This window comes from Peptoclostridium sp. AF21-18 (genome assembly GCF_003478825.1).
Taxonomy (GTDB): Bacteria; Bacillota; Clostridia; order Peptostreptococcales; family Peptostreptococcaceae; genus Peptacetobacter.
Window position 1 is genome coordinate 208,031 of the sequence record NZ_QUGE01000001.1, and the last position, 24,744, is coordinate 232,774.

The window sequence follows — 24,744 nt, forward strand, 5'->3', positions numbered from 1 at the left end:
TAAAGACTGTTACATATTTTGTATCAGTCTTTTTTTATTCATAAAATATAGTTTAAAATAATAAAATTGAATTTTATATAACCATTGACTTTAATATTATTTATGTTATACTTAATATAATTAAAGTTAAAAATAAAGGAGTGATAAAATGGATATAGATAAAATACCACAATGGATACTTGCACTAGAGATGGAAGACATTACATTTTTAAAAAATTTTGTTCTAAAATCAGGATCACTCAAGGAAATTGCAAAGTTGTATGAGGTTTCTTATCCTACTGTACGTTTAAGACTTGATAAACTCATTCAAAAAATTGAATTGAGCGACCAAAAAGACGAAGAACCATTCTCTGCATTTATTAAAGGTCTTGCGGTTGACTCTAGAATTGATTTAGAAACCGCAAAAATGATCATTGAAAAATACAAACAGGAAAGGAAGCGGTGATTATGCTATCTAAGATTATATGGAGTATTTCCACAATAGCACTTACTTTAACTATATTTGGAACACAAAGATACTTAACTACAAGAAAAGCATGGCAACTAGGAGCCATTGTCCCTTCAATTTCTCTCGTTGCTATGACAGCATTATATTTTGTTAAACAAGTAGCTTTTTCTGTAGAATTTGTTGTACCATGTGCGATTATTTTAGCTTTAGAATTATTTATGTGGGTTGATGGAAGACACCAATATCATAAAAATGAACTTCTTAAAATGAAAATAAAAGATATTGAATAGAGGTGTAATATGTTGAACGAACAATGGATACTATGCCCTGTTTGTAAAAATAAAACAAGATTAAAAATAAGAGAAAATACAGAGCTTAAAAACTTTCCTCTTTATTGTCCAAAATGCAAACAGGAAACACTAATAAATCTTAAACAATTTAATATAACAGTTATCAAAGAGCCAGACGCTCAGACGCAGAGCCGATAATATATAAGGTATATTCCCTTGTTATTATCGGCTTTTTATTTTTTATAACATATATTTGCAATTTCTAAAATTTTATCACTAATATAACATTTATTATAGTATCAATTTAGAATAATTATCAAAAGTTTACTATAATATTCTTAAAAGTTATAGAAAAAGATGGTAGTAACCATCTTTTTCTTTTTGTAATTATATTTTATAATATATAGGTATAGTTTTTACCAAAATTTTAAATTATACTATATAATTAAACTAAAAAAGGAGATTTATTATGTTTTGTGATTACCACACCCACACTATTTTTAGTAGTGATTCAATGTATCCAATGGAAGATTGTATAAAGGATGCTATTTCTACAGGCATTGAGGAAATTTGCTTTACAGATCACGTCGACTACGGGATAAAAGATGATTGGGAAGACCTTAGAAATAACAAAGCTACTAAAAAATACTTCAATGTAGATTATGACAAGTATTTTTCTGATTTAGAAATTCTTAGAGAAAAGTATAAAAATCAGATAACTATAAAAAATGGACTTGAATTTGGAATACAGAGATACAATATTGAAAAATACAACAAATTATTTGAAAAATACCCTCTTGATTTTATAATCCTTTCAGTTCATCAGATTGATGATAAAGAATTTTGGAACCACAGTTATCAAGATGGAAGAACAGAAAAAGAATACTACGAAGATTATTTCAATGAAATATATTACCTAGTTCAAAACTACAGCAACTACTGTGTTCTTGGGCATTTAGATATGATGAAAAGATACGACGAAAAAGACGGTTACAATCCTTTTGTAGAAAATAAAGATATAATAACTAAAATCTTAAAACGTGTAATAGCCGACGGAAAAGGCATAGAATTAAACACTTCTTCTATAAAATACAAACTAGACGATTTAATGCCATCAAAAGATATACTAAAACTATACTTAGAATTAGGTGGAGAAGTACTGACAATAGGCAGCGACTCTCACTGCAAAAAAGACCTAACAAACTCGCATATAGAAGAATTAAAGCAGGAACTTAGAGATATAGGCTTTAAAAAATTCTGCACATTCGAAAAAATGAAACCTATATTCCACGAATTATAGACTTTTCTAGTCTAACTTCAAATGCAAAAATAGCTGACTTCTCTGATATTACAAACATCAGATATATTTAACTAAAATAAATGACGATAATTTTCTATAAAAAAACTCCTTTTGCTTGACATCATTACTGAAATGAACTCGACAATGCAACTTGATCGCCTGGAGAGGAATTCAGTAATGATGGCTAGCTTTTAAAGGAGTTTTTTAGAAATTATCGCCATTATTACTTAGTTAAACATATCTAGTTTTAATAAATCAGAGAAATCAGCTATTTTAGCATCATACTCCTCTACTGTGTCAAATCCATATTCCGCATATATAAACGGTATTCCAACAAATTTTGCACTTCTCGCATCTCCTGGAGTATCACCTACATATACAGGATTTTTTAAATTATTTCTTTCTATCACTAATTTATTATTTTCGCCTTTCTGAAGCCCTGTATTTTCAGCATTTTCTGTATCCTCAAAATATTTTTCAAGCCCATTTATTCTTAAAAATGCTTCAATATATCCCTTCTGGCAATTACTTACTATAAATAATCTGTAGTCTTTAACAAGCTCATCAAGAGTTTCTTTTACATTCGGGAATATTTTTCCACCATTTTTTCTATCTATTGTCTGAGCTTCTATACTTGCACACTCATCCATCATTATTTTTCTAGTTTCTTCAGGTATGTGCCCTAACATCTGTTCCATTGCTTCATCGTAAGGCATCCCCATATAACTTGCCACTATTTCACCAGTTAAACTAGCTTCAAATCCATACTTCTCAAAAACTTCATTCCATATTTCTGCGACATCATCTCTTGTGTCCCACATTGTTCCGTCTAGATCAAAAATTATCGAGTCTGGTCTATTCATAATTTTACCCTCACTTTATTAATTTTAATTTAGATTTCAAAATCTATCTACTTAATTATATCATCTTTAAACTATTTTGGATATATTTTGCACTTATTTTGTATATACATATTATAAATATTATTTACATATCATTTACTTATTATCTTAATTTTTCCTTCTATCTTTGTCTTTTTTCAAATAATTCCATGTATTTTTGTAAATCTCTCACACCTAAAAGTAATATTTATTTATATAAAAGTAAAATATATTTGACTTTTTGTATTATATATATTATATTTAAACTAAAGATAAGGATAGAAATGAGGTGAGCAAATGCCTAAAAATTTAAAAATAAAATCAGCACGAGCAGCTTTAGATATGACACAAAAGGACTTAGCAGAAAAAGTCGGTGTAACTAGACAGACAATAAGTGCTATAGAAAAAGGCGACTACAATCCTACAATAAATTTATGCATACAAATTTGCAAAGTGCTCGGAAAAACATTGGACGAATTATTCTGGGATAACGAATAAAATTTGGCTATTAAAATTATTTTTAAGTTTAGTCAAAGATAAATAAGCGAAATACAAAAAGATAAATAAACACAATATGATTGGAGGAAAATTTTATGAGAAATATATTTAAAAGAAATTATTTAGATGAAATGCAAGAACAAAAATTATTAAAAATAGAAAGCCATGGGGTTTGGATTACATTCTCGCTACTTGTAATATCTATGTTTGTACAAATGGCATACGCAAATTACACTGGAACAGAGCCTCATATATTAGGAGAAGTTATAACATTTTTTGCATTAGACATATACATGCTATTTAGCTGCATAAAAAATGGAATATGGGCGAGATCTATAAAAGCCTCTAACAAAACAAATGCAATTGGAGCAATAATAGCAGGTGTAATAGTTGGATTATTAAACGCATTCACATTCCCACACGAAACTGAACAAGCAATAGTTGGTGCATTTATAATGTCTGCACTATTCACAGGAATACTAACATATATCCTACTACAAATCTGCATGAGCATAACAAACAAAAGAAGAAACAAACTCGACGAAAGCGACGACGAAGAATAAAAATTATTCTGACATCCCCAATTTTTTTCGGATATGGATATAAAAGATGAGATGTTACAGTATCTTGTATTGCAGTCCACTTTTATTATTTAAGCTTTTTTAATTTAATGCATTATTATAGAGTGCTTTAAATTAAAATTTGTCAAGACTATTAATAATATGTAGCATATGAGTTATATAGACAAAACTCTTTCGACAATCTGCAGACGTGGGTTTTAATTACAATAAATCATTTTACCCACACGCACGTCGAAGCCTGGAGAAGAGTTTGTCTATATCTCATATGCTTCGCATAGTAACAAAGGATTGTCAAATTTTGATTTAGCCACTCTTTACTATGCACTAAATTAAAAAAGCTTAAATCAAAAAAGGACTGCTACAAGATACGTAACAGTCCCTCTTCTTTCTCTATATTTATACTTCTTTTAAATTGCGAACAACAATTGCTGAGCCATTTTTTATCTCTACTGTGCACTCATCTCCAAGCATCACATTAGATATTCCTCTAGGCTGAGCATAGTCCATAGTGAAATTATCAAGTGGATACTCTAAATTGTAAAGGCTAATCCCTGCTGCATCCCCTCTAATAGGAATAACAGATAAAGTATCTCCCTTATTACCCTTAACATTTAAACTACCATTATGAACAAGATAAAGTATCTCGTCCTCAGTTATAATCCTCGGAGTAATACCCTTTCTTCTCATATAATCTAATAACTTCACATTTGCTAAAGTGTGGTCAATTCTTCCACCAAGAGCTGCATACAAATCAACTTCCTTAGAACCAAGCATATCAGCTAATATAATACAAAGCTCTGAATCCGTTTCATTTTTCTTCTCTGGGAATTTCTTAAATTCCACACCATTTTCTTTATAGTATTCTACAATTTTCGGATTAACTGAATCCAAATCACCTATAATATATCCCGGAGTCATCCCCATTTTATAGACGTGATTTGCACCACCATCCGCACAAATTATATTATCGTAATTCTCTGATTCTATCTTACTTTTTATATCTTCATAATCGTAAATAGAACCATTTAAAAATATACAAGTTTTCAAATCTTTCTCACTCTGTTTCTAGTTTTATTTTAAGACACTAACTATTTATCTCAAATACTGACTATTTTGCGCTTTCTCTAAGATCTTTAACAGCTGCATCTATATCATCTTTACCGAATATAGCAGAACCAGCAACACAAACATCTGCACCGGCTTCTACTACTTCTTTTATGTTAGATGGTTTAACTCCACCGTCAACTTCTATTTCAACATTTAGACCTCTTTCGTCTATCATTTTTCTAAGTTCTTTTATTTTTTCAGTTACACATGGTATGTATGACTGTCCACCGAATCCTGGGTTAACAGACATTAAAAGAACCATATCAACGTCATCAAGAACGTATTTTATAGTATCTAAAGATGTAGCTGGGTTTAAAACAACCCCTGCTTTTATACCATGAGATTTTATGTTCTGTATAGTTCTGTGAAGATGAGTACAAGCCTCAACGTGAACTGTTATTATATCACATCCTGCTTTTACGAATTCTTCTATGTAGTTATCTGGATTTTCTATCATAAGATGTGCATCAAATACCATATTTACATCTTTTCTTAAACTTTTAACTATTCCAGGTCCAAGAGTTATATTTGGTACGAAATGTCCGTCCATAACATCTATGTGAAGATACTCACATCCTGCTTTTTCAACTTTCTTTACGTCTTCTAGTAATCTAGCAAAATCTGCTGATAATATTGATGGCGCTAATTTAACCATAACCTAATACCTCCTACTGTTTTTCTGTCTTATTTCGTTTAATAACTGTAGATAACTTTCATATCTCTGTTTTGATATCTCCCCATTTTCTACAGCCTCTTTTACGTCGCAAGCTGGCTCATTTTCATGCACACATTTAGAACCAAATTTGCATTCGTCATATTTATCGAATTCAATGAAATACTCTTTTAATTCCATTTCATCAATTCCATCTAATTCAAGTGAGCTAAATCCTGGAGTGTCTGCTACAATTCCTCCACATTCTAGTTTTAATAGCTCTGCATGTCTAGTAGTGTGTCTACCTCTACCAATTTTTTCACTTACTGTTCCTGTTTTTAACTGGAAGCTTTCATCTATCTGGTTTAATAAACTAGATTTACCAACACCTGAAGGACCAGCAAACACAACAGTATTTCCTTTTAATTCTTCTTTTACTTTGTCTATGTTTATATGTTTTTCACTGCTGACAGGTATAACCTTGTATCCAGCTTTTTCATATATTTCAACTAGTTCATCTAGTGAGCCATCGTCTAAATCCATCTTAGTAAATATAATCACTATCTCAAGATTTTCTCTTTCGGCATGGACAATAAATCTATCTAAAAGAGATAAATTAGGTTTTGGATCTTTAACGGCAAACACAATTAGAGCCTTGTCTACATTTGCAATAGGTGGTCTAACAAGCTCAGTTTCTCTTTCTTCAATTGTTTCAACAACACCTTTTTTATTTTCCTCATCTACTATGCTTATCTCAACATTATCTCCAACAAGAGGTGTAATTTTTTGCTTTCTAAAAATTCCTCTAGCCTTGCATTCATATAAACCGTTTTCTGTATCTACATAGTAAAATCCGCTAAGACCTTTAATTATTTTTCCCTTTAGCATTACATCGCTCCTTTTTATATAAGTTATTACTCTTTCTATTTTATCATAATTCTAATTTTTATTCTTTAAATACTTCCATTTTTTATTCTTTAATTTTCTAAAAAGTATGCTATTGTATGAAAATAATTTTTAAAAAATAATCTAGTAAATTTTTATTTATAATTTAAGCACCAATAAAGCTTTAGTTATTATAATATTTTTAGAATATGATATAATAAGAATTGTTCAAATTTAAGATTTTTTAAAAGATTGATTATTTAAAATAAAATTGATACTTATTTAATACGAAAAAGGGTGATTGTTTAATATGAAAGAAAAAAATTTGAGGATGACAGCTTTTAAAGCTCTCGGCATAATTGTCGTGGTAAGCTGTCATTTAGATGAAAATCTATTTAATTTGATAGGAATACCGATAACTTCGAGCAGGGAACTTTTCCCTGAATACTCTTACCATATACCACTGTTTGTATTTGCGTCGGGGTATTTCTACAAAAGAATATATGAAAGTGATTATTTAACATTGGTTAAAAAGAGATTTAAAAATATAACAAAATACTACAAGGCAAATTTATTTTACTTCTTCCTTACTCTAGTATTGGTTGGACTTGGACTTTTAGAAAGGGAAATACACTTTAATCTGCACAGCATTTTTATCGAGCCATTTTTAGGAGGATTCCAATTCTACTTTAATGGCCCTGGATGGTTTGTTCCATTCCTGTTTACTGTGCGGATTGTCTTCCCACTTACAAGAAGATTCTTCTCTTTATTTGTAAAATCATTCAAATTTGGAGAGGAAAAGAAATTACTTGATGAAAGTATGTTTACAATCTTCCTTTGTGTAGTTGGATTATTTGCAGCTCACTTTGCAAACATGTATCCTGTACAAAATCAAGATGTAGCATTATTCCATGCTATGCTTAGAACTGCATGGGGACTTCAATTTATGCAAATTGGACTTTTCTACAAAGAATTTGTAGAAGAACATATAAAATACACAGTAAAAGGATTTATTGCAATCGTGGCTACAAAAGCAGTATTTTATCGGATATTTGGATACTGCACATTCTCACTTAGGACTGTAAGCTTCAACGGACACACATTTATAAGCCTATTTACTTCTATCTTAGGAATATTATACGCATTGTATCTAGCAGAATTTATGTGCAGACTAGCGCTAAGATTTAAAAGAAAACTGCCAGAACTGATAAACTTTGTAGGAAACAACACTTGGAGTATAATGATACACCATTTACTAATAAAATGGTTACTAACACAATTTGCAGACACAGGAATACTAGGAAACTCAAGAGAACTATTTGACTACTTCATCTCTCCTGTACTATGCCTCGTACTACCACTTGTATTTGTACATATCTGCAATAAAATAAAAGAAAACAAAGAACTAAAACAAGCATAAAAACAAAAGAGATTAATCGACTAAATAATCAAAAATCGACTAATCTCTTTTTTATATTCCTTTCATAAAATCAATTACCATAATAACTTAAAACAATACAATTTACTAACTTCTCCCTTTATCAACGATTAACATATAACTTACTAAAAAGAAAAAAATCATATCCTAATACCAGCGCCAATCTGCAGGCGGAGGCTTCGCCGTAGCTGAAGCCTGAAGCGGTATAGGATATGATTTTTTCTTTTTTAATAACTTTATATATTAATCGTTTGCATTTAACCAATCTATTAATAGGTTTATGTATTTTTCGTTGTCTTCAACGAAGCACATGTGACGACAATCTCTAAATAATTCCCATTTAGAATTAGGTATTCTGTCGTACATATATTTAGCTATATATGGAGTACATAAGTCGTTTCCTCCTGATATAACTAGAGCTGGTTCTTTTATATCTTTTAACTGTTCTGTAACATCGTAAGTTTTTAATGTTCCAAGAGGAGTAAATTCATTTGGTCCCCAACCAACTACGTATGCTTCAGCACCTTTTTTAACTGGTCTAGTTAAGCATTCTGGATCTCCTTCACCGTAAGAACCTGCAGCGTGACGTCTCATGTATTCAGCTTCAGCTGCCTGATATTCTGGAGAAGAATAATCATTGTTTGCAGTTGCGTAGTCTATAGCTTTCTGCATATCTTCTGGAAGCATAGATATTAATCTTTTCCGTTCTAATCCCCACATCCAAGATGCTGGAAGTGTACTTGAAAGTATTATACTCTTAACACCTTCTGGTTTGTAGTTACAGATATATTCAAGAAGCTGCATTCCACCCCAAGACTGTCCAAGTATATGAACTTCATCAAGTCCTAAATGTTTTCTTAAAGACATTAATTCTTCTATCCAAACTTCTTTGTTCCATAAGTCAGGTCTATTTTCAACGAATGATTCTCCACAACCTATCTGGTCGTACATTATTATCTGTCTGTTGTCCATTTCTGCCATTTTATCTAATACTTCAAAGTAGTTGTGTGTAGACCCTGGTCCACCATGAAGTAATATTATAGGAGCTTTTTCTGGATTTGGTTCCCCTACTATACGATAATATGTTTTGTACTCTTTAAAAGGCATGTATCCTTCTACTATTTTCATTAAATTCACTCCTCACTTGTGATTTTATTATTCCATTAAATGGCATATCAAAAATTTGCCATTTGACTATATTATAACAATAGTATACTAGTTTTACAAGTAATTTTATAATAGTATTTTCCAATATGTGCATATTTTTTTAAATCAGAAAAACGTTTTTTATAATTAATTGTAATATTTTACAAATTTATATAACCATTCCTCCATTAACTCCTACAACCTGACCAGTTATAAATGATGCTTTGTCTGCTAAATAATATACAGTTTCTGCAACATCCTCTGCTTTTCCTAACCTCATTAAAGGAGTTTCCTCTTTTAGTTCATTTAAAGTTTCCTCTCCATAATATGCGCACATATCTGTCATTATTACACCCGGAGATACTGCATTTACTCTTATATTAGAAGGCCCAACTTCCTTAGCTAGTGCCTTTGTCATACCTATTATCGCAGCTTTTGACGCTGAATAATGTACCTCACAAGAACCACCAGTTTCACCCCACATAGATGTTATATTTATTATACTTCCACTTTTTTCCCATATCATATGCTGAAGTGCCTTTCTAGAGCAGTTAAATACACTTGTAACATTTACAGACATCATTCTTTCCCATTCCTCATCAGTTATATCTGTAAATAATTTATCTTGACTTATACCAGCATTATTTACAAGTACATCCAATCTTCCAAACTCTTTTAAACAATAATCTATCATAGCATCTGCTTCAGCACTTTTAGACACATCGGCTTTGAAAATCCTTATATTACATCCGTCTTCAATTAATATTTTTTCTAGCTCTTTAGCTTCTTTTTCTGAGTTATTATAATTTGCCAATACATTATATCCATTTCTTGCAAATTCTATAGCTATTGCTCTTCCAATTCCTCTAGAAGCACCTGTCACTACTACTGTCTTATTCATTTCATTTTCCTCCAAATTATCATAAAAAAAGTATCCCCCGATTGAAAGGATACTTTTTTATTTATTTTAAATTATTATTTTCTTATTCAGCAGATTCTCCGCCACCAGATTCTCCGCCTGATGAACCGCCTGAATCTCCTCCTGATGAGCCACCATTGTCAGATCCACCGCCTGATGATCCACCTGAATCTCCTCCTGATGAGCCACCATTGTCAGATCCACCACCTGATGAACCACCACTATTATCAGATCCACCGCCTGATGAACCACCGCTGTTATGGTCTCCACCACTTGATGAACCACCATTGTTGCTTGAGCCACCGTTATTACTTGAACCACTATTGTTGTTTGTTCCAGTATTATTGTCAGTATTCTGATCATCTGTATTTGGAACAGTTGGTTTATTTGCTGTATCTTCACCTTTACTTACTACAAGTGATATCTTACCATTTGAAGTACTCTGTTCTAAAACAGTTCCTTCTTTATATGCAGAACTAAATTCATAAGTTACATTACCAACTGCAAATCCTTTTGCCTGAATCATACTCTGAGCCTGACTTAAAGTCATACCAATTACATTAGGTTCTTCTTTATTATTATTACCTTTACTTACAACAACTGTAATTGTATCGCCTTCTTTTAATTCAGTACCAGCATCTGGATCCTGAGAAATTATTTCATTTTCAGCTGCCGAATAGCTGTATTCATAGCTAGTTATTTCTAATTTTAATCCCATTTCTTTAAGTGTAGCTTCAGCCTGAGTTACCTGCATACCTTCTACATTAGGAGCCATTAATTCATTATCGCCTCCACCAAATATACTTGAACCAAATAGTTTGAAGAATAATCCTACCTGTGCTAGAAGTATTAATGATAGTATAACCGCAGCTATTTTTAATCTCTTCTTAGTCTTAGGAGTTTCTTCTTTTATTACTTTTTTCTTTTTCTTTCTTTTTCTCTTTGGAACGTAATCTTCTTCTTCCTCTTCATCATCGTATAAATCATCATCATACTCGTCATTATCATCGTAATAACCAGCATCATCGCCGTCTATATCTGCTATAGCAGATGGAGCTATTCTAGGTTTTCCAACTGTATTTAGATTTCTTTCATCTATGTGTTTTGTTGCAAAATCATCGTATTCTTTTATAAAATCTAAGTCTATATTTTTTTCGATGTATTCTATATCTTCTATAAGTTCCTCAGCAGTCTGATATCTATCAGCGCTATTTTTTTCTGTAAGTTTTTTGATTATAGTTCTTACACTCTGAGGTATTCTTATTTTTTCTTCTTCTGTAAACTCTATATCATCATTTATGTGCTGAAGAGCTATAGACACAGGCGTATCCCCTCTGAAAGGTAGTTTTCCTGTAAGCATTTCATAAAGCACTATACCTAATGAATATAAATCGGCGTTGTTTGTAACAAATTTACCTTTTGCCTGTTCTGGAGAGAAGTAATGTACAGAACCTATTACCCCACCTATATTAGTCATTGTAGAATTTGAAACAGCCTTAGCTATACCAAAATCTGCAACCTTAGCTATACTTCTACCTTCGTTTGATATAAGTATATTGTGAGGTTTTATATCTCTATGTATTATTCCCCTTTTGTGAGCACAACCAAGAGCCATAGCTATCTGTTTAGTTATGTCTAAAGCTGTGTACTCATCAAGAGTACCTTCTTCCTGTATTATTTCTTTTAAGTTTTTACCGTTTACATATTCCATTACTATGTAATGAACTTTACCGTCTTCTCCAACGTCGTAAACATTAACTATATTTGGATGCGAAAGACTTGCAACCGCTTCAGCCTCTCTTTTAAATTTCTTTAAGAATTCCTGATCATCTACAAACTCAGGTCTTAAAACTTTAACAGCAACTACTCTATTCAGCAATTTATCCTTTGCTTCATAAACATAGGCCATTCCACCTTCGCCAATTTTCTTTTCTATCTTATATCTATTTCCTAAAATTGTATCTCCCACGTTATATCACCGTCCCAACTAAACTCTAACTAGTATTACGGAAACATTGTCGTTTCCAGCATTATTGGCTGTATCAATTAATTCATCGCTCATATCTTCAAAATCTTCATTTTCTTTAATTATCTCTTCTATTTTAGAATCGATAATGCAACCTGTAAGACCATCTGTTGCTAAAAGTATTATATCACTTTTTTCGATATTTTGTTTAAATATATCAACTATGACAAAAGGATCTGGACCAATTGCTCTAGTTATAATACTTCTATTTGGATGAGTTAAAGCCTCTTCTTCTGTAATTTCATTGCTTTCAACCAATCCCTCAACATATGAATGATCTCTTGTTATTCTTTTTAATCCATTTTCTTCACTGTAGACGTATCCTCTACTATCGCCGACATTAGCTACATACAAATAATTTTTGTACAATATAGCAGTTGTCAATGTAGTTCCCATTCCTGAAAAGCTTTCATCTTCTTCGGCTTTTTCAAAAATTAGGCTATTCACATTATTATACGCTTGTTTTAGTATATCGTCTATATATTCTATCTTAATTTTGCTAGTTTGAAGTAAGTTTTCTTTTAGAAATAAGATAATATTCTCGGCTGCCATCTTGCTGGCTACCTCTCCTTTTTTATAGCCTCCCATACCGTCAGCTATTGCAAACAAGCCAATTTCTTCATTCTCTACTTCAACAATCTCACATTTACAATAATCCTCATTATTTTTTCTAACCAATCCCACATCAGAGGCAAAATAAAATTCCATAAAATCCCTCCTTTTCAGATTACTTGTGTTTTCTTCTTAACTGTCCACAAGCTCCACTTATATCAGAACCCATAGAAATTCTGACAGTCGCTGGAATATTTCTTTCTTCAAGATAATCTCTGAATTTATATATAAATGCCTTATCAGGTTTTTTGAAATCTCTCTCATCAACTTCATTTATAGGTATTAAATTTACGTGGCAAAGCATTCCTTTTAATAGAGCTGCTAGAGCTTCAGCTTCTTTCTTGCCATCATTTACACCCTTTATTAAAGAATATTCAAATGTAACCCTTCTATTAGTCTTTTTAATATAATATCTACAAGCATCTAATATTTCATTGATACTGTATTTATTAGCAACAGGCATTATTTCTTTTCTCTTATCGTCATATGGAGAATGAAGGGATATCGCTAAGTTTATAGGAATTTCTAAATCTGCTAGTTCGTAAATTTTAGGAACTATACCACATGTAGACAATGTTATATGTCTGTATCCTATATTTAATCCATTTTCATCATTTACGATTTTTAAGAACTGTTTTGTATTATCGTAGTTGTCTAATGGCTCCCCACTTCCCATAAGAACTAGGTTAGACACTCTCTTTCCAGTATCTTCCTGTATTTTCATTATCTGGTCTAATATTTCCCATGGCTCAAGGTTTCTAACTAATCCATCCATAGTAGATGCACAGAATCTACATCCCATTCTACAACCTACCTGATTAGAAACGCAAACAGTAACCCTACTATCGTAATCCATCATAACTGTTTCTATTATATTTCCATCATTTAGTAAAAATAGATATTTTTTAGTTTTACCGTCTTTAGACTCTAATTTTAATTCTATATCTATATTACCTATGTAAGAAACTTCTTCCAATTTTTCTCTAAGAGATTTTGGAATGTTTTTCATATCTTCGAAAGTTTTAGCACCTTTGTAAATCCAAGAATAAACCTGAGTTCCTCTAAATGCTTTTTCTCCGATTTCTTTCATAAATTCTTTCATCTCAGCTTCTGTAAAATTTTTCAAAGCCTTTTTATTTTCCATAATATTACCTCATTTATTATTTAACTCTTTTCATTTTTGCTATAAAGAATCCATCCATTCCATGAACATTTGGATATATTTTTATATATCCTTTTTCCTGCTCATCTGGATCTACATTTATTCCTTCTATTGGAACTAATTCGTAGTTTGGATTTTCTTTTAAGAATTTCTCAACAACTTCTATATTTTCACAGTCCTGAACTGTACAAGTTGAATATACTAAAGTTCCATTTATTTTAACATATTTAGATGCATTTTCAAGTATTTTACTTTGAATTTTCGGTAAATCTACCAATTCTTCTTTAGCTTTATATTTTATTTCTGGTTTTCTTCTTATTATTCCAAGTCCAGAGCAAGGAACATCTGTAAGAACACAGTCAAATTTTTCTATACTATTTTCGTCTAAATTAGCTGCATCAAATTCTTCAGCTTCTATATTTGTTATACCTAGTCTTTTCGCAGCTGCCTTTATTACTTTGATTTTGTGGTCAAAAACATCTCTTGATACTATCTTTCCTGTGTTTTTCATAAGCTCAGCCATGTGAGTACTCTTTCCACCTGGCGCACTACACATATCTAATACCATATCGCCTTCCTTAGGAGCTACTACCTTTGCCACAAGCATAGAACTTATATCCTGAACTGTAAATAGTCCTTCTTTATATAATCTAGAGCTTTCTATTCCCTTGAAGTTTTCAACCATTATAGCCTCTTCTGGTAACATAGCCTTACTTGCCTTAATTCCCTCTTTTTCAAATTCTTTTAAAAGTGAATCTCTATCTATTTTTAAAGTATTTGTTCTAACATATAAATCTGGTCTTTCGTTTAAAGCTTCAAGAAGCTCCTCTGCAAACTCTATACCAAAGTTTTTAACCCAATCTTCTACTATCCACTGCTGATATGAATACTTAACAGCTAATCTTCTGATTGGATCCTCTATATCTATGTATTTTATAGTTCTCTTCTGTCTTATCTCATTTCTTAAAATAGCATTTACAAATCCCTTAGACTTTCCATCGTATTTACTAGCCAGCTTAACTGTCTCATTAACAGCAGCATGGTCTTCAATTTTGTCTAAAAATAAAATCTGATATGTACCCATTCTAAGAATTATCTTAACAAAACTAGACATCTTCTTAACTTTTATCTTTGATAATTTATTTATTATAAAATCTAAATATTTTCTATTTTCTATAACTCCATAAACAAGCTCTGTCGCAAGTCCTTTATCTTTATCACTTATCTTTTCATTCTTAAAAATTTTATTGATTGCCATATTAGAGTAGTTTTTCTCTATCTCAATATCACAAAGAATCTTAAATGCCGCCTCTCTTGCGTTCATATTCTAACCTCTCTATCTTTATGCAATAAACTTGCATAGTAATCTAATATTAATTATACACCAAATAATAGAATTCTGTCACTCAAAAAAGAAGATGATATAGCCAACGCACTCCAGGCTTCGACGACACGCTATTTCATGTAACACATTTATAAGTTGCGTGTCGTCTGTAGATTGTCGTAGCTTTTGGCTATATACATCTTCTTTTGAGATAAAAATTCTATCATTTTGTGTATAAATTAATTTTATCAACTCAAACTGATTTCCATACAAAAAAAGCAATATTTATTAGATTGCTAATTTCCTAAACTTTTATTTTTTCATTATTTTTCGTCTAATATTTCTATTTTTTCTATACTTGATTGTACCTCAGCGAAGTCATCGTCTATAAATAACATTGATTCTTCATCTTCATCAGCTGGAGCTTCATAAGATACACAAAATCCTTCTTTTGTACTACCATCATCAAAAATAAGTCTTACTCTTTTACCTTCCGCCTCTTTCATTTTTTCTATACTAATCATAATCTCAACCTCCCTTCTTAGATTGATATACTTTCATTATAAGTATTTTTTATTCAAAACTCAATATTTCATACTTAAAATAGATAAATCATTGGCTGTTGCAATCTTTTCAATTGCTCTTTTATCGAGTAATCACAAATTAATTTGCATCGACAATTCTGCAAAAAGTTCATACATTTTACTTTCTTATATCTTTTTACCCTTAGGCCTGGCTGGCACATATATTTTGTTGGCAGTTCTTTTTTGTCTTGAATAATTATTTGAAATGAACTCGACAATCTGGAAATGCCCCGCAACAGATTTAAGGTTTTATATAATTTTGCGGGGCATTGAAGCCTGGAGAGGAATTCAAATAATTATTCAAGGCATAAAAAAAGACTGCCACAAAATATTGTGACAGCCCCTCCTATTAATCATCTCTATTGTTTGCTATTAGTAATAGTCTTGCAAGTTGTAGTATTGCAGTTAATGCCGCAGCAACATAAGTCATCGCAGCTGCAGATAGCACTTTTCTACTTTCCTTAGCTTCTCCACTATCCACAATACCTAAATCCTGTAACTGAACTAATGCTCTACTTGATGCATTAAACTCTACTGGAAGTGTTATTAACTGGAAAATTACTGTTGCAGAGAACATTAATATCCCAAGCTGTAACATTGTATTATTTCCTGAGAAGAATAAACCTACAAATATAAGTATCCAAGATAAACTAGATGCAAAGTTTACAACAGGAACTATTGCCCCTCTTATTGTAAGTGGTGCATATCCATAAGCGTGCTGTAGTGCGTGACCACATTCATGTGCTGCAACAGCAACTGATGTAATAGAAGTACCATAATATACCTCTTCTGATAATCTAAGTACTTTTCTTCTTGGATCGTAATGGTCAGTTAAAGTCCCTCTTATCGGAACTATTCTAACATCTCTTATTCCATTAGCTGCTAAAATTCTCTCAGCAGTCTGCTGTCCATTATATCCACTACGAGATTTTATTCTAAAAAATCTATTTGTAGTTGATGATACTTTAAACTGTGCGTACATTGTAAATAGTATCGCAGGTATTAAAATCATCATTGTTGGGTCGTAAAGCATACCCATTCCATAATATGGCATCATTTTAAAATCACCTTCCTATTCCCCTTTAAAAAACGATACAGCTTCTCTTACCATATCCATATTTACCCTAGTGTCAAAGCAAGGTCCATTAGGTCTTTCATTGTAGACACCAAGTACTGGAATTCCCTTAACATCAATAATTCCTTCAGTTAAATCTCTCTCACAAGCAACTGCAATTACAGCTTTTGGTCTATTTTCTATTATGACCTTTCTCGCTAAAGTCCCCCCTGTTGCTATAAATACGTGTACGTCTTCATCATCACCTAACTTTGCAAGATCTGATATATTACATAGCCCACATCTAGCACAGTTTTCTATTGTAGAAGTAACTCTGAATTTACATGTATGTTGCTGTAAACAGTGAGGTAATAGCACTAGTATATCCTTACCCTTTAAAGAATATTTTCCAGTTCTGACATAGCTATTATTTAACTTAATAAAAACTCTTCTAATTCCACTCTTAGACATACCAGCTAATTCTGAAATAACTACAATTATAGGGTATAGTAATTTTACAATTCTATAATTGATTTTCATTAAGCTTGGACTAACTTTTTTATCATTTAAAACTTTTTTAGTAACAATTGCAGAAAACAATAATATCGCTGCAATCAGTAGAAGTATCGCAATGCTAATATATATTATTAAACTAGGCGTACCTACAATTAAAAAGTCTCCAATTAAAGTTATTGCAAGTAGTATAGAAAATAAAATAGCTATACTTATTGAATACTTCTTCATATCTGACATGATATCACCTATGAAAGAACAGCTCCAGTTTCTATACTGTTACCTTTTATATATTCAGATACAGGCATTCTCTTTTTATTTGGCATCTGCATTTCTTTTATTAAAATTACGCCATCACCTGTACTTACTTTTATCCCCATTTTATCTGTGCCTAGTATAGTACCAGGCTCTTTATTGCTAGTTTCGTTTAATACTTCTGTTTTCCAGATTTTCATCTTTCCTTCATTGTATATAGCATAAGCACTTGGCCAAGGATTAACTCCTCTAACTAGGTTGTGTATTTCTTTTGAAGTTTTGCTAAAATCTACATGACCTAATTCTTTATCCATTGTAGGTGCATAAGTAAATTCTGCATGATTCTGCTGAGTTCTTGGAGCTTTTCCTTCTGCTATTAAATCAACAGTTTCTTTTAATACTTCTGCTCCTTCAACCATCATTATATCGTGAAGTTCACCAGCAGTTATCTGATCATCTAACTTAAATTCTCTTGTCAGTATCATATCACCTGTGTCTAGTCCTTCATCCATATACATTGTAGTAACACCAGTTTTTTCTTCACCATTTATTATTACCCAGTTTATTGGCGCTGCTCCTCTGTATTTTGGAAGTAAAGAAACATGCACGTTTACACATCCAAATTTTGGTACTTCTAGTATTTCTTTTGGAAGTATCTGTCCAAATGCTACAACTACTATTAAATCTGGATTTATTTCTTTTATAGTCTGTACAAACTCTTCATCTCTTGCTCTAACTGGCTGATACACTGGTATATCGTACTCAACAGCTAATTCTTTTACTGGTGGCATTGCCAGTTTTTTACCTCTGCCCTTTGGTTTATCAGGCTGAGTAACTACAGCTAGTATATCATGCTTTTCATCTATTAATTTCTGTAAGCATGGAACAGCTATATCTGGAGTCCCCATAAATACAACTTTCATCTACATTCATCCTACTTTCTCGTTTACTATTTTCTAATCTATCAATTATTTTTCTATTCTATCAACGAATAATATTCCGTCTAAATGGTCTAACTCGTGGCAGAAAGCTCTAGCTAATAATTCTTCACCTGCTAATTCAAATTCATTTCCATGTCTGTCCTGAGCTTTTACTTTTACAAAGTATGGTCTAGTAACAGGTTCGTTTATATTATCTACACTTAAACAACCTTCTATATCTGTCTGTTCTCCAGCAGTTTCTATTATTTCTGGGTTTATTAATTCTATAAGCCCTTCACCGATATCTATAACAACCGCTCTTTTTAACATACCAACCTGAGGTGCAGCAAGACCTACACCATCTGCTTCGTACATAGTATCAGCCATATCATCTAATAACTGTCCTAATTTTTCATCGAATTTTGTAACCGGTTTACATTTTTTTCTTAATACTGGTTCACCCATTTTTGTAACTCTTCTTAAAGCCATTTTTTCTTCCTCCTAATAGCAGCCTTTTACTGCCGTTATTTTATAAATTTTAACACATTTAATTTTTTATTTTAAAGTACGCTGTTTGGATTAACCGAGATAGAAATATTTATTCCCTTGTCAAATACAACATCTCGTTTTGTTATGCATACATATTTAATTATACCCTTTAAAAGATTAATTTCAACACCATCATCCTTAAATAATATCTGCCATCTATAGTTTTTATTTATCCTAGAAATAGCACAAGGATTTGGCCCTAATATAAAGCTTAAATCCTCAATTCCTCTTCCTTTAAATAAATATCTTAAAGAATTGTACATTGAGTATGCGTTTTTTTCTACTAATTTTTCATTTTCTCCACTTATAACAACACTTATCATATTATTAAATGGTGGGTATTCAAAAGTTTCTCTGATTTTAATTTCATTTTCATAAAACTTCTCAAAATCATAATCCATCGCACATCTTATCGCATAATGATCTGTGTTATAAGTCTGTAGCACAACTTCTCCTTCTTTATCAGCTCTACCTGCTCTTCCTGCAACCTGTGTAATCAACTGGAATGTTGTTTCAAAACTTTTAAAATCAGGGAAGTTTAACATCATATCCGCCGAAATTATTCCTACAAGTGTAACATCAGAAAAATCTAGTCCTTTAGAAATCATCTGAGTTCCTATCAAAACATCAGCCTCTTTATTTCTAAATTTCTCTAAAATTTCCTCAGTAGCTCCCTTTCTAGCCGTAGTATCCTTGTCCATTCTAAGCACCTTAATACCAGGAATTAAGTGCTTTAGTTCTTCCTCAATTCTCTGAGTTCCAGTTCCAAATGGTCTTAAATAACTACTACCACATTCTGGACACTCCTGCGGAACCTGCTTTTCGTATCCACAGTAGTGGCATCTAGCAGAGTTGCTTCTTTTATGATATGTAAGAGAAATATCGCAGTTTTCACATTTCATAACATAACCACAACTTCTACAAGATACAAAGTTTGCATATCCTCTTCTATTTAAGAATAAAATCGTCTGATTTTTTTCTGCAGTATTTTTCTTTATCTTATCTATCAAAACAGAACTGAATATACTCTTATTTCCCATACCCAGCTCTTCTTTCATATCCACAACCTCTATTTTAGGCAGCGGTTTAGAATTTGCTCTTTTATCTATCTTTAATAGTTTGTATTCTCCATTTTTCGCTTTATAGTATTCCTCTACTGAAGGAGTTGCTGACCCCATCACCAAGGTCACATTGTTTTTAAAAGACATATATCTCGCAACCTCAAGTGCACTAAACTTAGGATTCATCTCAGATTTGTACGAAGCCTCGTGGAATTCGTCGATTATTACAACTCCCAAACTTCTAAATGGTGCAAATAGAGCTGATCTTGCTCCGATAAGTATTCTTATCTCGCCTTTTTTAACAGCTCTGAAAACATCGTGCTTTTCTCCTTCAGATAGCTGACTGTGGAAAACTCCTACTATATCGCCAAATCTATTCTTTATTCTAGCAACGGTCTGAGGTGTAAGTGAAATCTCTGGAACTAGTATTATGCTGTCCAATCCTTGAGATAATGCGTATTCTACTATATCCATATATACCTCTGTCTTACCACTTCCTGTTATCCCATGAAGTATGTATGGCTTTTTGTCCTCTTCAAACATCTCATTTTTTATAATATCAGCAACCTCTTTCTGTTGCTCATTTAGCTCTATTTTCTTTGATTCAGCACCATATCTGGATTCAGGCTTTCTATAATATGCCTTCATTGTAAAATCAACTAAACCTCTATCTTTCAATGAATTTATACTCTGCTTAGAAACCTTTAAAATCTCAACAATATCATTTATCTCAGCTTCCTCATTTAATTTTAAGAACTCTATAATCTCTCGCTGCTTATTTCCAATTCTTATCTTATTCTCAGAAATATACTCCTCTGTATCATCTTCATCGTATCTCAGACTCACAAAACACATATTTTTTTCATTTTTTGTGTTAGTATATTCCCATTTTATATCTACAACACCTTTATTCTTCATTCGGTGTAGTATATTATTAATATTTTCCAAGTATTTTAGCTTTTCTACCTTAATTTTTCCTTTATTTCCCGAAATTTTTACTGCAACTTTTCTCTCATCATCAGATAGAGAATTTAGCTTTTCCAAATAATCATTTTTTAAAACTGCAACTTTATAATTTTTTAATTTAAGTCCCTTTGGATAAATCATATTTATACATTCCATATATGTGCAAATATATCTATTCTTCATCCAATGAACTAACTCTAGCTGCTCAGGTAAAAATAAAGGTTCCTCATCCAAAATATCTTCAATCTCTTTTATCTTAAATTTTTTATCTGAATTCTCTTCCTCTAAACCTTTTTCATCTCCAAAATTATTCTTAATCTTAAAGACAAATGCCTCTATAGGCTTATTACCCTTTCCAAAAGGAACTAAAACTCTATGTCCTATTCTAACAATATCCTCTAGAAATTCTGGGATTTTATAAGTGAAGAGATTGTCTGTGTAAACCGTATTACTCCTGACTATAACCTCTGCATACATTCACAAATCCCTCCTAATTCTAAAATATTATGTGAAAAAATAGAGGAGTTACCTCCTCTATTTTCTAATTATTACTGATTTTCTATTATTGCCTTTACCTTATCAAGTATTATATCCGCAACATCTTCTTTGCTCATCTTTGGATAGTCTTCCATATTTCCGTCAGCATCTATTATCTTAACTATATTAGTATCTGTATTAAATCCGGCACCTTCTTTAGTTAAGTCGTTTGCAACAATAAAATCTAAGTTTTTAGATTCTATTTTTCTCTGAGCGTTCTGAAGTAAGTCATTTGTTTCAGCTGCAAATCCAACTAAAACCTTGTCCGCTTTTATTTTACCCATTTCTTTGGCAACATCTTTAGTTCTAGCTAATTCTATTGAAAGATCTCCATCTTTCTTTTTAACCTTTTTCTTTGAATAATTCTTAGGTTTATAATCCGCAACTGCAGCACTCTGTATAAGTGCATCACAATCTTCAAAATTATCATTTACAGCATTATAAAGACTTTCTGCAGATGAAGTCTGTACAAATTTGTGTACTCCTCTAGGTCTATCTAAACTAGTTGGCCCAGATATAAGAGTTACTTCAGCACCTCTCATAATTGCTCTTTTAGCTATTGAATAACCCATCTTTCCAGAAGATCTATTAGTTATATATCTTACTGGGTCTATATCTTCAACTGTAGGTCCTGCTGTAACAGTTATTTTCATACCTTTTAAGTCATCGCTTCCAAATAGAGAAACATAAACTTCATGAACTATATCGTCCACATCTGCTAATTTTCCTCTACCTAAATCTCCACAAGCAAGTCTACCAGAAGCTGGCTCTACAAACTTGTATCCGTATCCTTTTAGTTTTTCGATATTATCCTGCACTATAGGATTTTCGTACATATTTGTATTCATAGCAGGTGCTATTATAACTGGTGCTTTTGTAGCCATAACTGTAGTAGTAAGCATATCATCTGCTATACCTCCAGCTATCTTCCCTATCACGTTAGCAGTTGCAGGTACTATTAAAAAAGTATCCGCTTTTTTTGCAAGAGATATATGTTCCACATCCCAAGTTTTTGGTTCTTCAAACATATCTGTTATAGCAAAATTCTGGCTTAATGTCTGGAAAGTCATCGGAGCTACAAACTCACAAGCAGATTTAGTCATTATTACATGAACATTTAAATCTAATTTTTTTAATTTACTAACAATATCACAAGCTTTATATGCAGCAATTCCGCCACAAACTCCGATTACTACTGTTTTCTTTTCCATAATATTACTCCTGCTGTTCAGCTATCTGTCTATTCTGTTCTTCCTGATGTAATTTTTCTTTTAATGCTATTTCTTCTTCTGTTAATAATCTGTAAGTTATTTTTCCTTCTGCAACTTCTTTAGTAGCAGTTATAACTGGTTTTTCTTTTTTAGCTGTTTCTACATAAGGTTCAGCTCCGTCAACTAATTCTCTAGCTCTTTTTGCTACTGTCCAAGCTAAGTAGTATCTGTTGTCTATTTTTTCTAATACGTCGTTTATTGATGGTTTTAACATTTTTTATATTCCTCCTCAAATTCTTTAAGTATTGCTTCTTTGTATCTTTCTGTTTTGTTTTTTTCCGCTGCTATTATAGATTCTATATCTTTAGCTGCAGTTTCAACATCTTCATTTATTATGAAATAGTCGTATTCTTTAAGAGTCTGTATCTCTTCATACGCCATGCTGAATCTTTTTTCAATCTGTTCTTCAGTTTCAGTTCCTCTTCCCACTAATCTTCTCTTTAATTCTTCTAAAGATGGTGGTAATACGAATATTAGCACTGAATCTGGGCACATTTTTTTAACATTTAAAGCACCTATCATTTCTATTTCAAGAAGGACATCCTGACCTTTTTCAAGATTTTCCATTATAGCTGCTTTTGGAGTTCCATAGAAATTGCCGTATCTCTCAGCATATTCAAAAAGATCTCCTTCTTCTATCATTTTTTTAAATTCCTCATGTGTTTTATAGTAGTAATTTACGCCTTCTTTTTCCCCTTCTCTAGGAGCTCTAGTTGTTGCAGATACTGATAATTTTATGTTTTCGTTATTTTTTAATAACTCCTTACATATAGTACCTTTTCCTGCACCTGAAGGTCCTGAAACAACAGTTAGAATCCCTTTTCTATTCATTTTCAAAATCCTCCGTTAAATTTATTTTCATATAGAATAAATCTTACCAAATTATTCTATATTCTGAATCTGTTCTCTTATTTTTTCTAATTCGCTCTTGATTTCAACAACTGTGTTTGTTATTTCTAAATCTGATGATTTTGAACCGATAGTATTAGTTTCTCTGTTCATTTCCTGAATTAAGAAGTCTATTTTTCTACCTATAGAATCATTTCTTTCTATTGTTGTTTTTAACTGAGCTATATGGCTTTTAAATCTAACTATTTCTTCTGTTATATTGCTCTTGTCAGCATATATAGCAACTTCCATAGCTATTCTGTTTTCGTCTATTATCTCAGGGTTATCTAAGAATTCTTTTATTCTTGAAGTTAATTTTTCTTTATACTCAACCACTACTGTTTCAGAGTATTCTTCTATTCTATCTATGTATTCTCTAAGTAATCCGCATCTCATCTTAATGTCTTCTGCAAGTTTCTTACCTTCTATAGTTCTCATTTCAGTAAGTTTTTCCATAGAAGCCTTAACTGCCTGTTCTAACATATTCCAAAGAAGATCTTCATCGTCCTCTTTTTCTTCTGTTCTAACAACATCTGGGAATTTTGCAATATTCATTATAGATATATCGTCATCCATAGAGTATCTTTCTTTTATCCGAGTTAGTATATTGTAGTACTGATCTGCTAACTGTTCATCGAATTTTAAACTTACATCTTCACTACCAGTAAGTTCTAATTTTATAAATACGTCAGCTCTACCTCTTTTAACATAGTCTTTTACTAAATTTCTAACTTTATCCTCTAAAAAAGCTATTTTTCTAGGAAGTCTTATATTTATATCAGAATATTTATGGTTTATTGTTCTACATTCTACTAAAAAATAATAATTGTCGTCCTTATATTCGCCTCTTCCGAAGCCTGTCATACTTATTGCCATC

The 24,744-nt window shown here is 31.7% G+C and carries 27 protein-coding genes; 7 read left to right on the forward strand and 20 right to left on the reverse strand.

All coding sequences use genetic code 11. The features are described 5' to 3' along the window. The first annotated feature begins 148 nt into the window (after nucleotides 1-148). From DWX74_RS00985 to DWX74_RS01000, 4 genes are all read left to right on the forward strand, one after another. Nucleotides 149-445 carry a DUF2089 family protein gene (locus tag DWX74_RS00985; protein ID WP_118548273.1) on the forward strand — a complete coding sequence of 99 codons (297 nt, stop codon included), beginning with the start codon at nucleotides 149-151 and terminating at the stop codon, nucleotides 443-445. A 2-nt stretch (nucleotides 446-447) separates the two neighbouring features. Further along, complete coding sequence (locus DWX74_RS00990; protein ID WP_118548275.1) at nucleotides 448-738, forward strand: hypothetical protein; 291 nt, start codon at nucleotides 448-450, stop codon at nucleotides 736-738. 9 nt (nucleotides 739-747) lie between these two features. Beyond that, nucleotides 748-936 carry a cysteine-rich KTR domain-containing protein gene (locus DWX74_RS00995; protein WP_199647491.1) on the forward strand — a complete coding sequence of 63 codons (189 nt, stop codon included), beginning with the start codon at nucleotides 748-750 and terminating at the stop codon, nucleotides 934-936. Nucleotides 937-1,207: 271 nt separating this feature from the next. Beyond that, the gene (locus DWX74_RS01000) at nucleotides 1,208-2,038 is read left to right on the forward strand and encodes a histidinol-phosphatase HisJ family protein (protein WP_118548277.1); all 831 of its coding nucleotides are present in this window, start codon (nucleotides 1,208-1,210) and stop codon (nucleotides 2,036-2,038) included. 227 nt (nucleotides 2,039-2,265) lie between these two features. On the opposite strand, the gene DWX74_RS01005 is transcribed toward DWX74_RS01000, so the two are convergent. Next, entirely contained in the window at nucleotides 2,266-2,901 is a 636-nt protein-coding gene (locus DWX74_RS01005; RefSeq protein WP_118548279.1) for an HAD family hydrolase, read from the reverse strand. A 315-nt stretch (nucleotides 2,902-3,216) separates the two neighbouring features. Between DWX74_RS01005 and DWX74_RS01010 the strand changes: the two genes are divergently transcribed. Beyond that, complete coding sequence (locus DWX74_RS01010) at nucleotides 3,217-3,417, forward strand: helix-turn-helix transcriptional regulator (protein ID WP_006440023.1); 201 nt, start codon at nucleotides 3,217-3,219, stop codon at nucleotides 3,415-3,417. A gap of 95 nt (nucleotides 3,418-3,512) precedes the next feature. Further along, entirely contained in the window at nucleotides 3,513-3,980 is a 468-nt protein-coding gene (locus tag DWX74_RS01015; RefSeq protein ID WP_118548281.1) for a DUF6773 family protein, read from the forward strand. A gap of 414 nt (nucleotides 3,981-4,394) precedes the next feature. On the opposite strand, the gene DWX74_RS01020 is transcribed toward DWX74_RS01015, so the two are convergent. The 3 genes from DWX74_RS01020 to rsgA all read right to left on the reverse strand — a co-directional run bounded on the left by DWX74_RS01020 (nucleotide 4,395) and on the right by rsgA (nucleotide 6,645). Further along, a complete protein-coding gene (locus tag DWX74_RS01020; protein WP_118548283.1) occupies nucleotides 4,395-5,045 on the reverse strand; it encodes a thiamine diphosphokinase in 651 nt (216 codons plus the stop codon). Between the two features lie 61 nt (nucleotides 5,046-5,106). Then, the gene (rpe, locus tag DWX74_RS01025; RefSeq protein WP_118548285.1) at nucleotides 5,107-5,760 is read right to left on the reverse strand and encodes a ribulose-phosphate 3-epimerase; all 654 of its coding nucleotides are present in this window, start codon (nucleotides 5,758-5,760) and stop codon (nucleotides 5,107-5,109) included. Between the two features lie 3 nt (nucleotides 5,761-5,763). After that, complete coding sequence (gene rsgA, locus DWX74_RS01030; protein WP_118548287.1) at nucleotides 5,764-6,645, reverse strand: ribosome small subunit-dependent GTPase A; 882 nt, start codon at nucleotides 6,643-6,645, stop codon at nucleotides 5,764-5,766. Nucleotides 6,646-6,952: 307 nt separating this feature from the next. Between rsgA and DWX74_RS01035 the strand changes: the two genes are divergently transcribed. After that, entirely contained in the window at nucleotides 6,953-8,062 is a 1,110-nt protein-coding gene (locus DWX74_RS01035) for an acyltransferase family protein (protein WP_118548289.1), read from the forward strand. A gap of 261 nt (nucleotides 8,063-8,323) precedes the next feature. On the opposite strand, the gene pepI is transcribed toward DWX74_RS01035, so the two are convergent. The 16 genes from pepI to DWX74_RS01115 all read right to left on the reverse strand — a co-directional run bounded on the left by pepI (nucleotide 8,324) and on the right by DWX74_RS01115 (nucleotide 24,743). Beyond that, nucleotides 8,324-9,208 carry a proline iminopeptidase gene (gene pepI / locus DWX74_RS01040; RefSeq protein WP_118548291.1) on the reverse strand — a complete coding sequence of 295 codons (885 nt, stop codon included), beginning with the start codon at nucleotides 9,206-9,208 and terminating at the stop codon, nucleotides 8,324-8,326. Nucleotides 9,209-9,395: 187 nt separating this feature from the next. Continuing rightward, nucleotides 9,396-10,127 (reverse strand): elongation factor P 5-aminopentanone reductase, encoded by a 732-nt coding sequence (ymfI, locus tag DWX74_RS01045; RefSeq protein ID WP_199647492.1) that lies wholly within the window; start codon nucleotides 10,125-10,127, stop codon nucleotides 9,396-9,398. Between the two features lie 82 nt (nucleotides 10,128-10,209). Further along, nucleotides 10,210-12,114 (reverse strand): Stk1 family PASTA domain-containing Ser/Thr kinase, encoded by a 1,905-nt coding sequence (gene pknB, locus DWX74_RS01050; RefSeq protein WP_118548295.1) that lies wholly within the window; start codon nucleotides 12,112-12,114, stop codon nucleotides 10,210-10,212. Nucleotides 12,115-12,132: 18 nt separating this feature from the next. After that, nucleotides 12,133-12,879, reverse strand: coding sequence for a Stp1/IreP family PP2C-type Ser/Thr phosphatase (locus DWX74_RS01055; RefSeq protein WP_118548297.1), 747 nt, complete (start codon nucleotides 12,877-12,879; stop codon nucleotides 12,133-12,135). A gap of 19 nt (nucleotides 12,880-12,898) precedes the next feature. Next, nucleotides 12,899-13,927: a 23S rRNA (adenine(2503)-C(2))-methyltransferase RlmN gene (rlmN, locus tag DWX74_RS01060; RefSeq protein ID WP_118548299.1), complete on the reverse strand. Its 1,029-nt coding sequence runs from the start codon at nucleotides 13,925-13,927 to the stop codon at nucleotides 12,899-12,901. A gap of 16 nt (nucleotides 13,928-13,943) precedes the next feature. Continuing rightward, complete coding sequence (rsmB, locus tag DWX74_RS01065; protein ID WP_118548301.1) at nucleotides 13,944-15,269, reverse strand: 16S rRNA (cytosine(967)-C(5))-methyltransferase RsmB; 1,326 nt, start codon at nucleotides 15,267-15,269, stop codon at nucleotides 13,944-13,946. A 323-nt stretch (nucleotides 15,270-15,592) separates the two neighbouring features. Further along, complete coding sequence (locus DWX74_RS01070) at nucleotides 15,593-15,793, reverse strand: hypothetical protein (protein WP_118548303.1); 201 nt, start codon at nucleotides 15,791-15,793, stop codon at nucleotides 15,593-15,595. A gap of 409 nt (nucleotides 15,794-16,202) precedes the next feature. Beyond that, a complete protein-coding gene (locus DWX74_RS01075; protein WP_118548304.1) occupies nucleotides 16,203-16,910 on the reverse strand; it encodes a zinc metallopeptidase in 708 nt (235 codons plus the stop codon). 15 nt (nucleotides 16,911-16,925) lie between these two features. Next, nucleotides 16,926-17,660, reverse strand: coding sequence for a DUF116 domain-containing protein (locus DWX74_RS01080; protein ID WP_118548305.1), 735 nt, complete (start codon nucleotides 17,658-17,660; stop codon nucleotides 16,926-16,928). A gap of 8 nt (nucleotides 17,661-17,668) precedes the next feature. Further along, a complete protein-coding gene (gene fmt, locus DWX74_RS01085) occupies nucleotides 17,669-18,598 on the reverse strand; it encodes a methionyl-tRNA formyltransferase (RefSeq protein ID WP_118548306.1) in 930 nt (309 codons plus the stop codon). 45 nt (nucleotides 18,599-18,643) lie between these two features. Then, the gene (gene def / locus DWX74_RS01090; protein WP_118548307.1) at nucleotides 18,644-19,084 is read right to left on the reverse strand and encodes a peptide deformylase; all 441 of its coding nucleotides are present in this window, start codon (nucleotides 19,082-19,084) and stop codon (nucleotides 18,644-18,646) included. A gap of 71 nt (nucleotides 19,085-19,155) precedes the next feature. After that, nucleotides 19,156-21,648 (reverse strand): primosomal protein N', encoded by a 2,493-nt coding sequence (gene priA / locus DWX74_RS01095; protein WP_118548308.1) that lies wholly within the window; start codon nucleotides 21,646-21,648, stop codon nucleotides 19,156-19,158. A 71-nt stretch (nucleotides 21,649-21,719) separates the two neighbouring features. Then, the gene (coaBC, locus tag DWX74_RS01100; protein ID WP_040410404.1) at nucleotides 21,720-22,922 is read right to left on the reverse strand and encodes a bifunctional phosphopantothenoylcysteine decarboxylase/phosphopantothenate--cysteine ligase CoaBC; all 1,203 of its coding nucleotides are present in this window, start codon (nucleotides 22,920-22,922) and stop codon (nucleotides 21,720-21,722) included. A 1-nt stretch (nucleotide 22,923) separates the two neighbouring features. Then, a complete protein-coding gene (rpoZ, locus tag DWX74_RS01105) occupies nucleotides 22,924-23,193 on the reverse strand; it encodes a DNA-directed RNA polymerase subunit omega (RefSeq protein WP_006440004.1) in 270 nt (89 codons plus the stop codon). Continuing rightward, on the reverse strand, nucleotides 23,187-23,810 hold the full coding sequence (gene gmk, locus DWX74_RS01110; protein WP_006440003.1) for a guanylate kinase: 624 nt from the start codon (nucleotides 23,808-23,810) through the stop codon (nucleotides 23,187-23,189). Before gmk ends, rpoZ begins: the two co-directional genes overlap by 7 nt. A 51-nt stretch (nucleotides 23,811-23,861) precedes the next feature. Beyond that, nucleotides 23,862-24,743 (reverse strand): YicC/YloC family endoribonuclease, encoded by an 882-nt coding sequence (locus DWX74_RS01115; protein ID WP_118548309.1) that lies wholly within the window; start codon nucleotides 24,741-24,743, stop codon nucleotides 23,862-23,864. Nucleotide 24,744 lies beyond the last annotated feature (1 nt).

Coding starts and splice junctions, on each gene's coding strand:
- DWX74_RS00985 (WP_118548273.1), top strand. CDS start 149: ATGGATATAGATAAAATACCACAATGGATACTTGCACTAGAGATGGAA.
- DWX74_RS00990 (WP_118548275.1), top strand. CDS start 448: ATGCTATCTAAGATTATATGGAGTATTTCCACAATAGCACTTACTTTA.
- DWX74_RS00995 (WP_199647491.1), top strand. CDS start 748: ATGTTGAACGAACAATGGATACTATGCCCTGTTTGTAAAAATAAAACA.
- DWX74_RS01000 (WP_118548277.1), top strand. CDS start 1,208: ATGTTTTGTGATTACCACACCCACACTATTTTTAGTAGTGATTCAATG.
- DWX74_RS01005 (WP_118548279.1), bottom strand. CDS start 2,901: ATGAATAGACCAGACTCGATAATTTTTGATCTAGACGGAACAATGTGG.
- DWX74_RS01010 (WP_006440023.1), top strand. CDS start 3,217: ATGCCTAAAAATTTAAAAATAAAATCAGCACGAGCAGCTTTAGATATG.
- DWX74_RS01015 (WP_118548281.1), top strand. CDS start 3,513: ATGAGAAATATATTTAAAAGAAATTATTTAGATGAAATGCAAGAACAA.
- rpe (WP_118548285.1), bottom strand. CDS start 5,760: ATGGTTAAATTAGCGCCATCAATATTATCAGCAGATTTTGCTAGATTA.
- rsgA (WP_118548287.1), bottom strand. CDS start 6,645: ATGCTAAAGGGAAAAATAATTAAAGGTCTTAGCGGATTTTACTATGTA.
- DWX74_RS01035 (WP_118548289.1), top strand. CDS start 6,953: ATGAAAGAAAAAAATTTGAGGATGACAGCTTTTAAAGCTCTCGGCATA.
- pepI (WP_118548291.1), bottom strand. CDS start 9,208: ATGAAAATAGTAGAAGGATACATGCCTTTTAAAGAGTACAAAACATAT.
- ymfI (WP_199647492.1), bottom strand. CDS start 10,127: ATGAATAAGACAGTAGTAGTGACAGGTGCTTCTAGAGGAATTGGAAGA.
- DWX74_RS01055 (WP_118548297.1), bottom strand. CDS start 12,879: ATGGAATTTTATTTTGCCTCTGATGTGGGATTGGTTAGAAAAAATAAT.
- rlmN (WP_118548299.1), bottom strand. CDS start 13,927: ATGGAAAATAAAAAGGCTTTGAAAAATTTTACAGAAGCTGAGATGAAA.
- rsmB (WP_118548301.1), bottom strand. CDS start 15,269: ATGAACGCAAGAGAGGCGGCATTTAAGATTCTTTGTGATATTGAGATA.
- DWX74_RS01070 (WP_118548303.1), bottom strand. CDS start 15,793: ATGATTAGTATAGAAAAAATGAAAGAGGCGGAAGGTAAAAGAGTAAGA.
- DWX74_RS01075 (WP_118548304.1), bottom strand. CDS start 16,910: ATGATGCCATATTATGGAATGGGTATGCTTTACGACCCAACAATGATG.
- DWX74_RS01080 (WP_118548305.1), bottom strand. CDS start 17,660: ATGTCAGATATGAAGAAGTATTCAATAAGTATAGCTATTTTATTTTCT.
- fmt (WP_118548306.1), bottom strand. CDS start 18,598: ATGAAAGTTGTATTTATGGGGACTCCAGATATAGCTGTTCCATGCTTA.
- def (WP_118548307.1), bottom strand. CDS start 19,084: ATGGCTTTAAGAAGAGTTACAAAAATGGGTGAACCAGTATTAAGAAAA.
- priA (WP_118548308.1), bottom strand. CDS start 21,648: ATGTATGCAGAGGTTATAGTCAGGAGTAATACGGTTTACACAGACAAT.
- rpoZ (WP_006440004.1), bottom strand. CDS start 23,193: ATGTTAAAACCATCAATAAACGACGTATTAGAAAAAATAGACAACAGA.
- gmk (WP_006440003.1), bottom strand. CDS start 23,810: ATGAATAGAAAAGGGATTCTAACTGTTGTTTCAGGACCTTCAGGTGCA.
- DWX74_RS01115 (WP_118548309.1), bottom strand. CDS start 24,743: ATGGCAATAAGTATGACAGGCTTCGGAAGAGGCGAATATAAGGACGAC.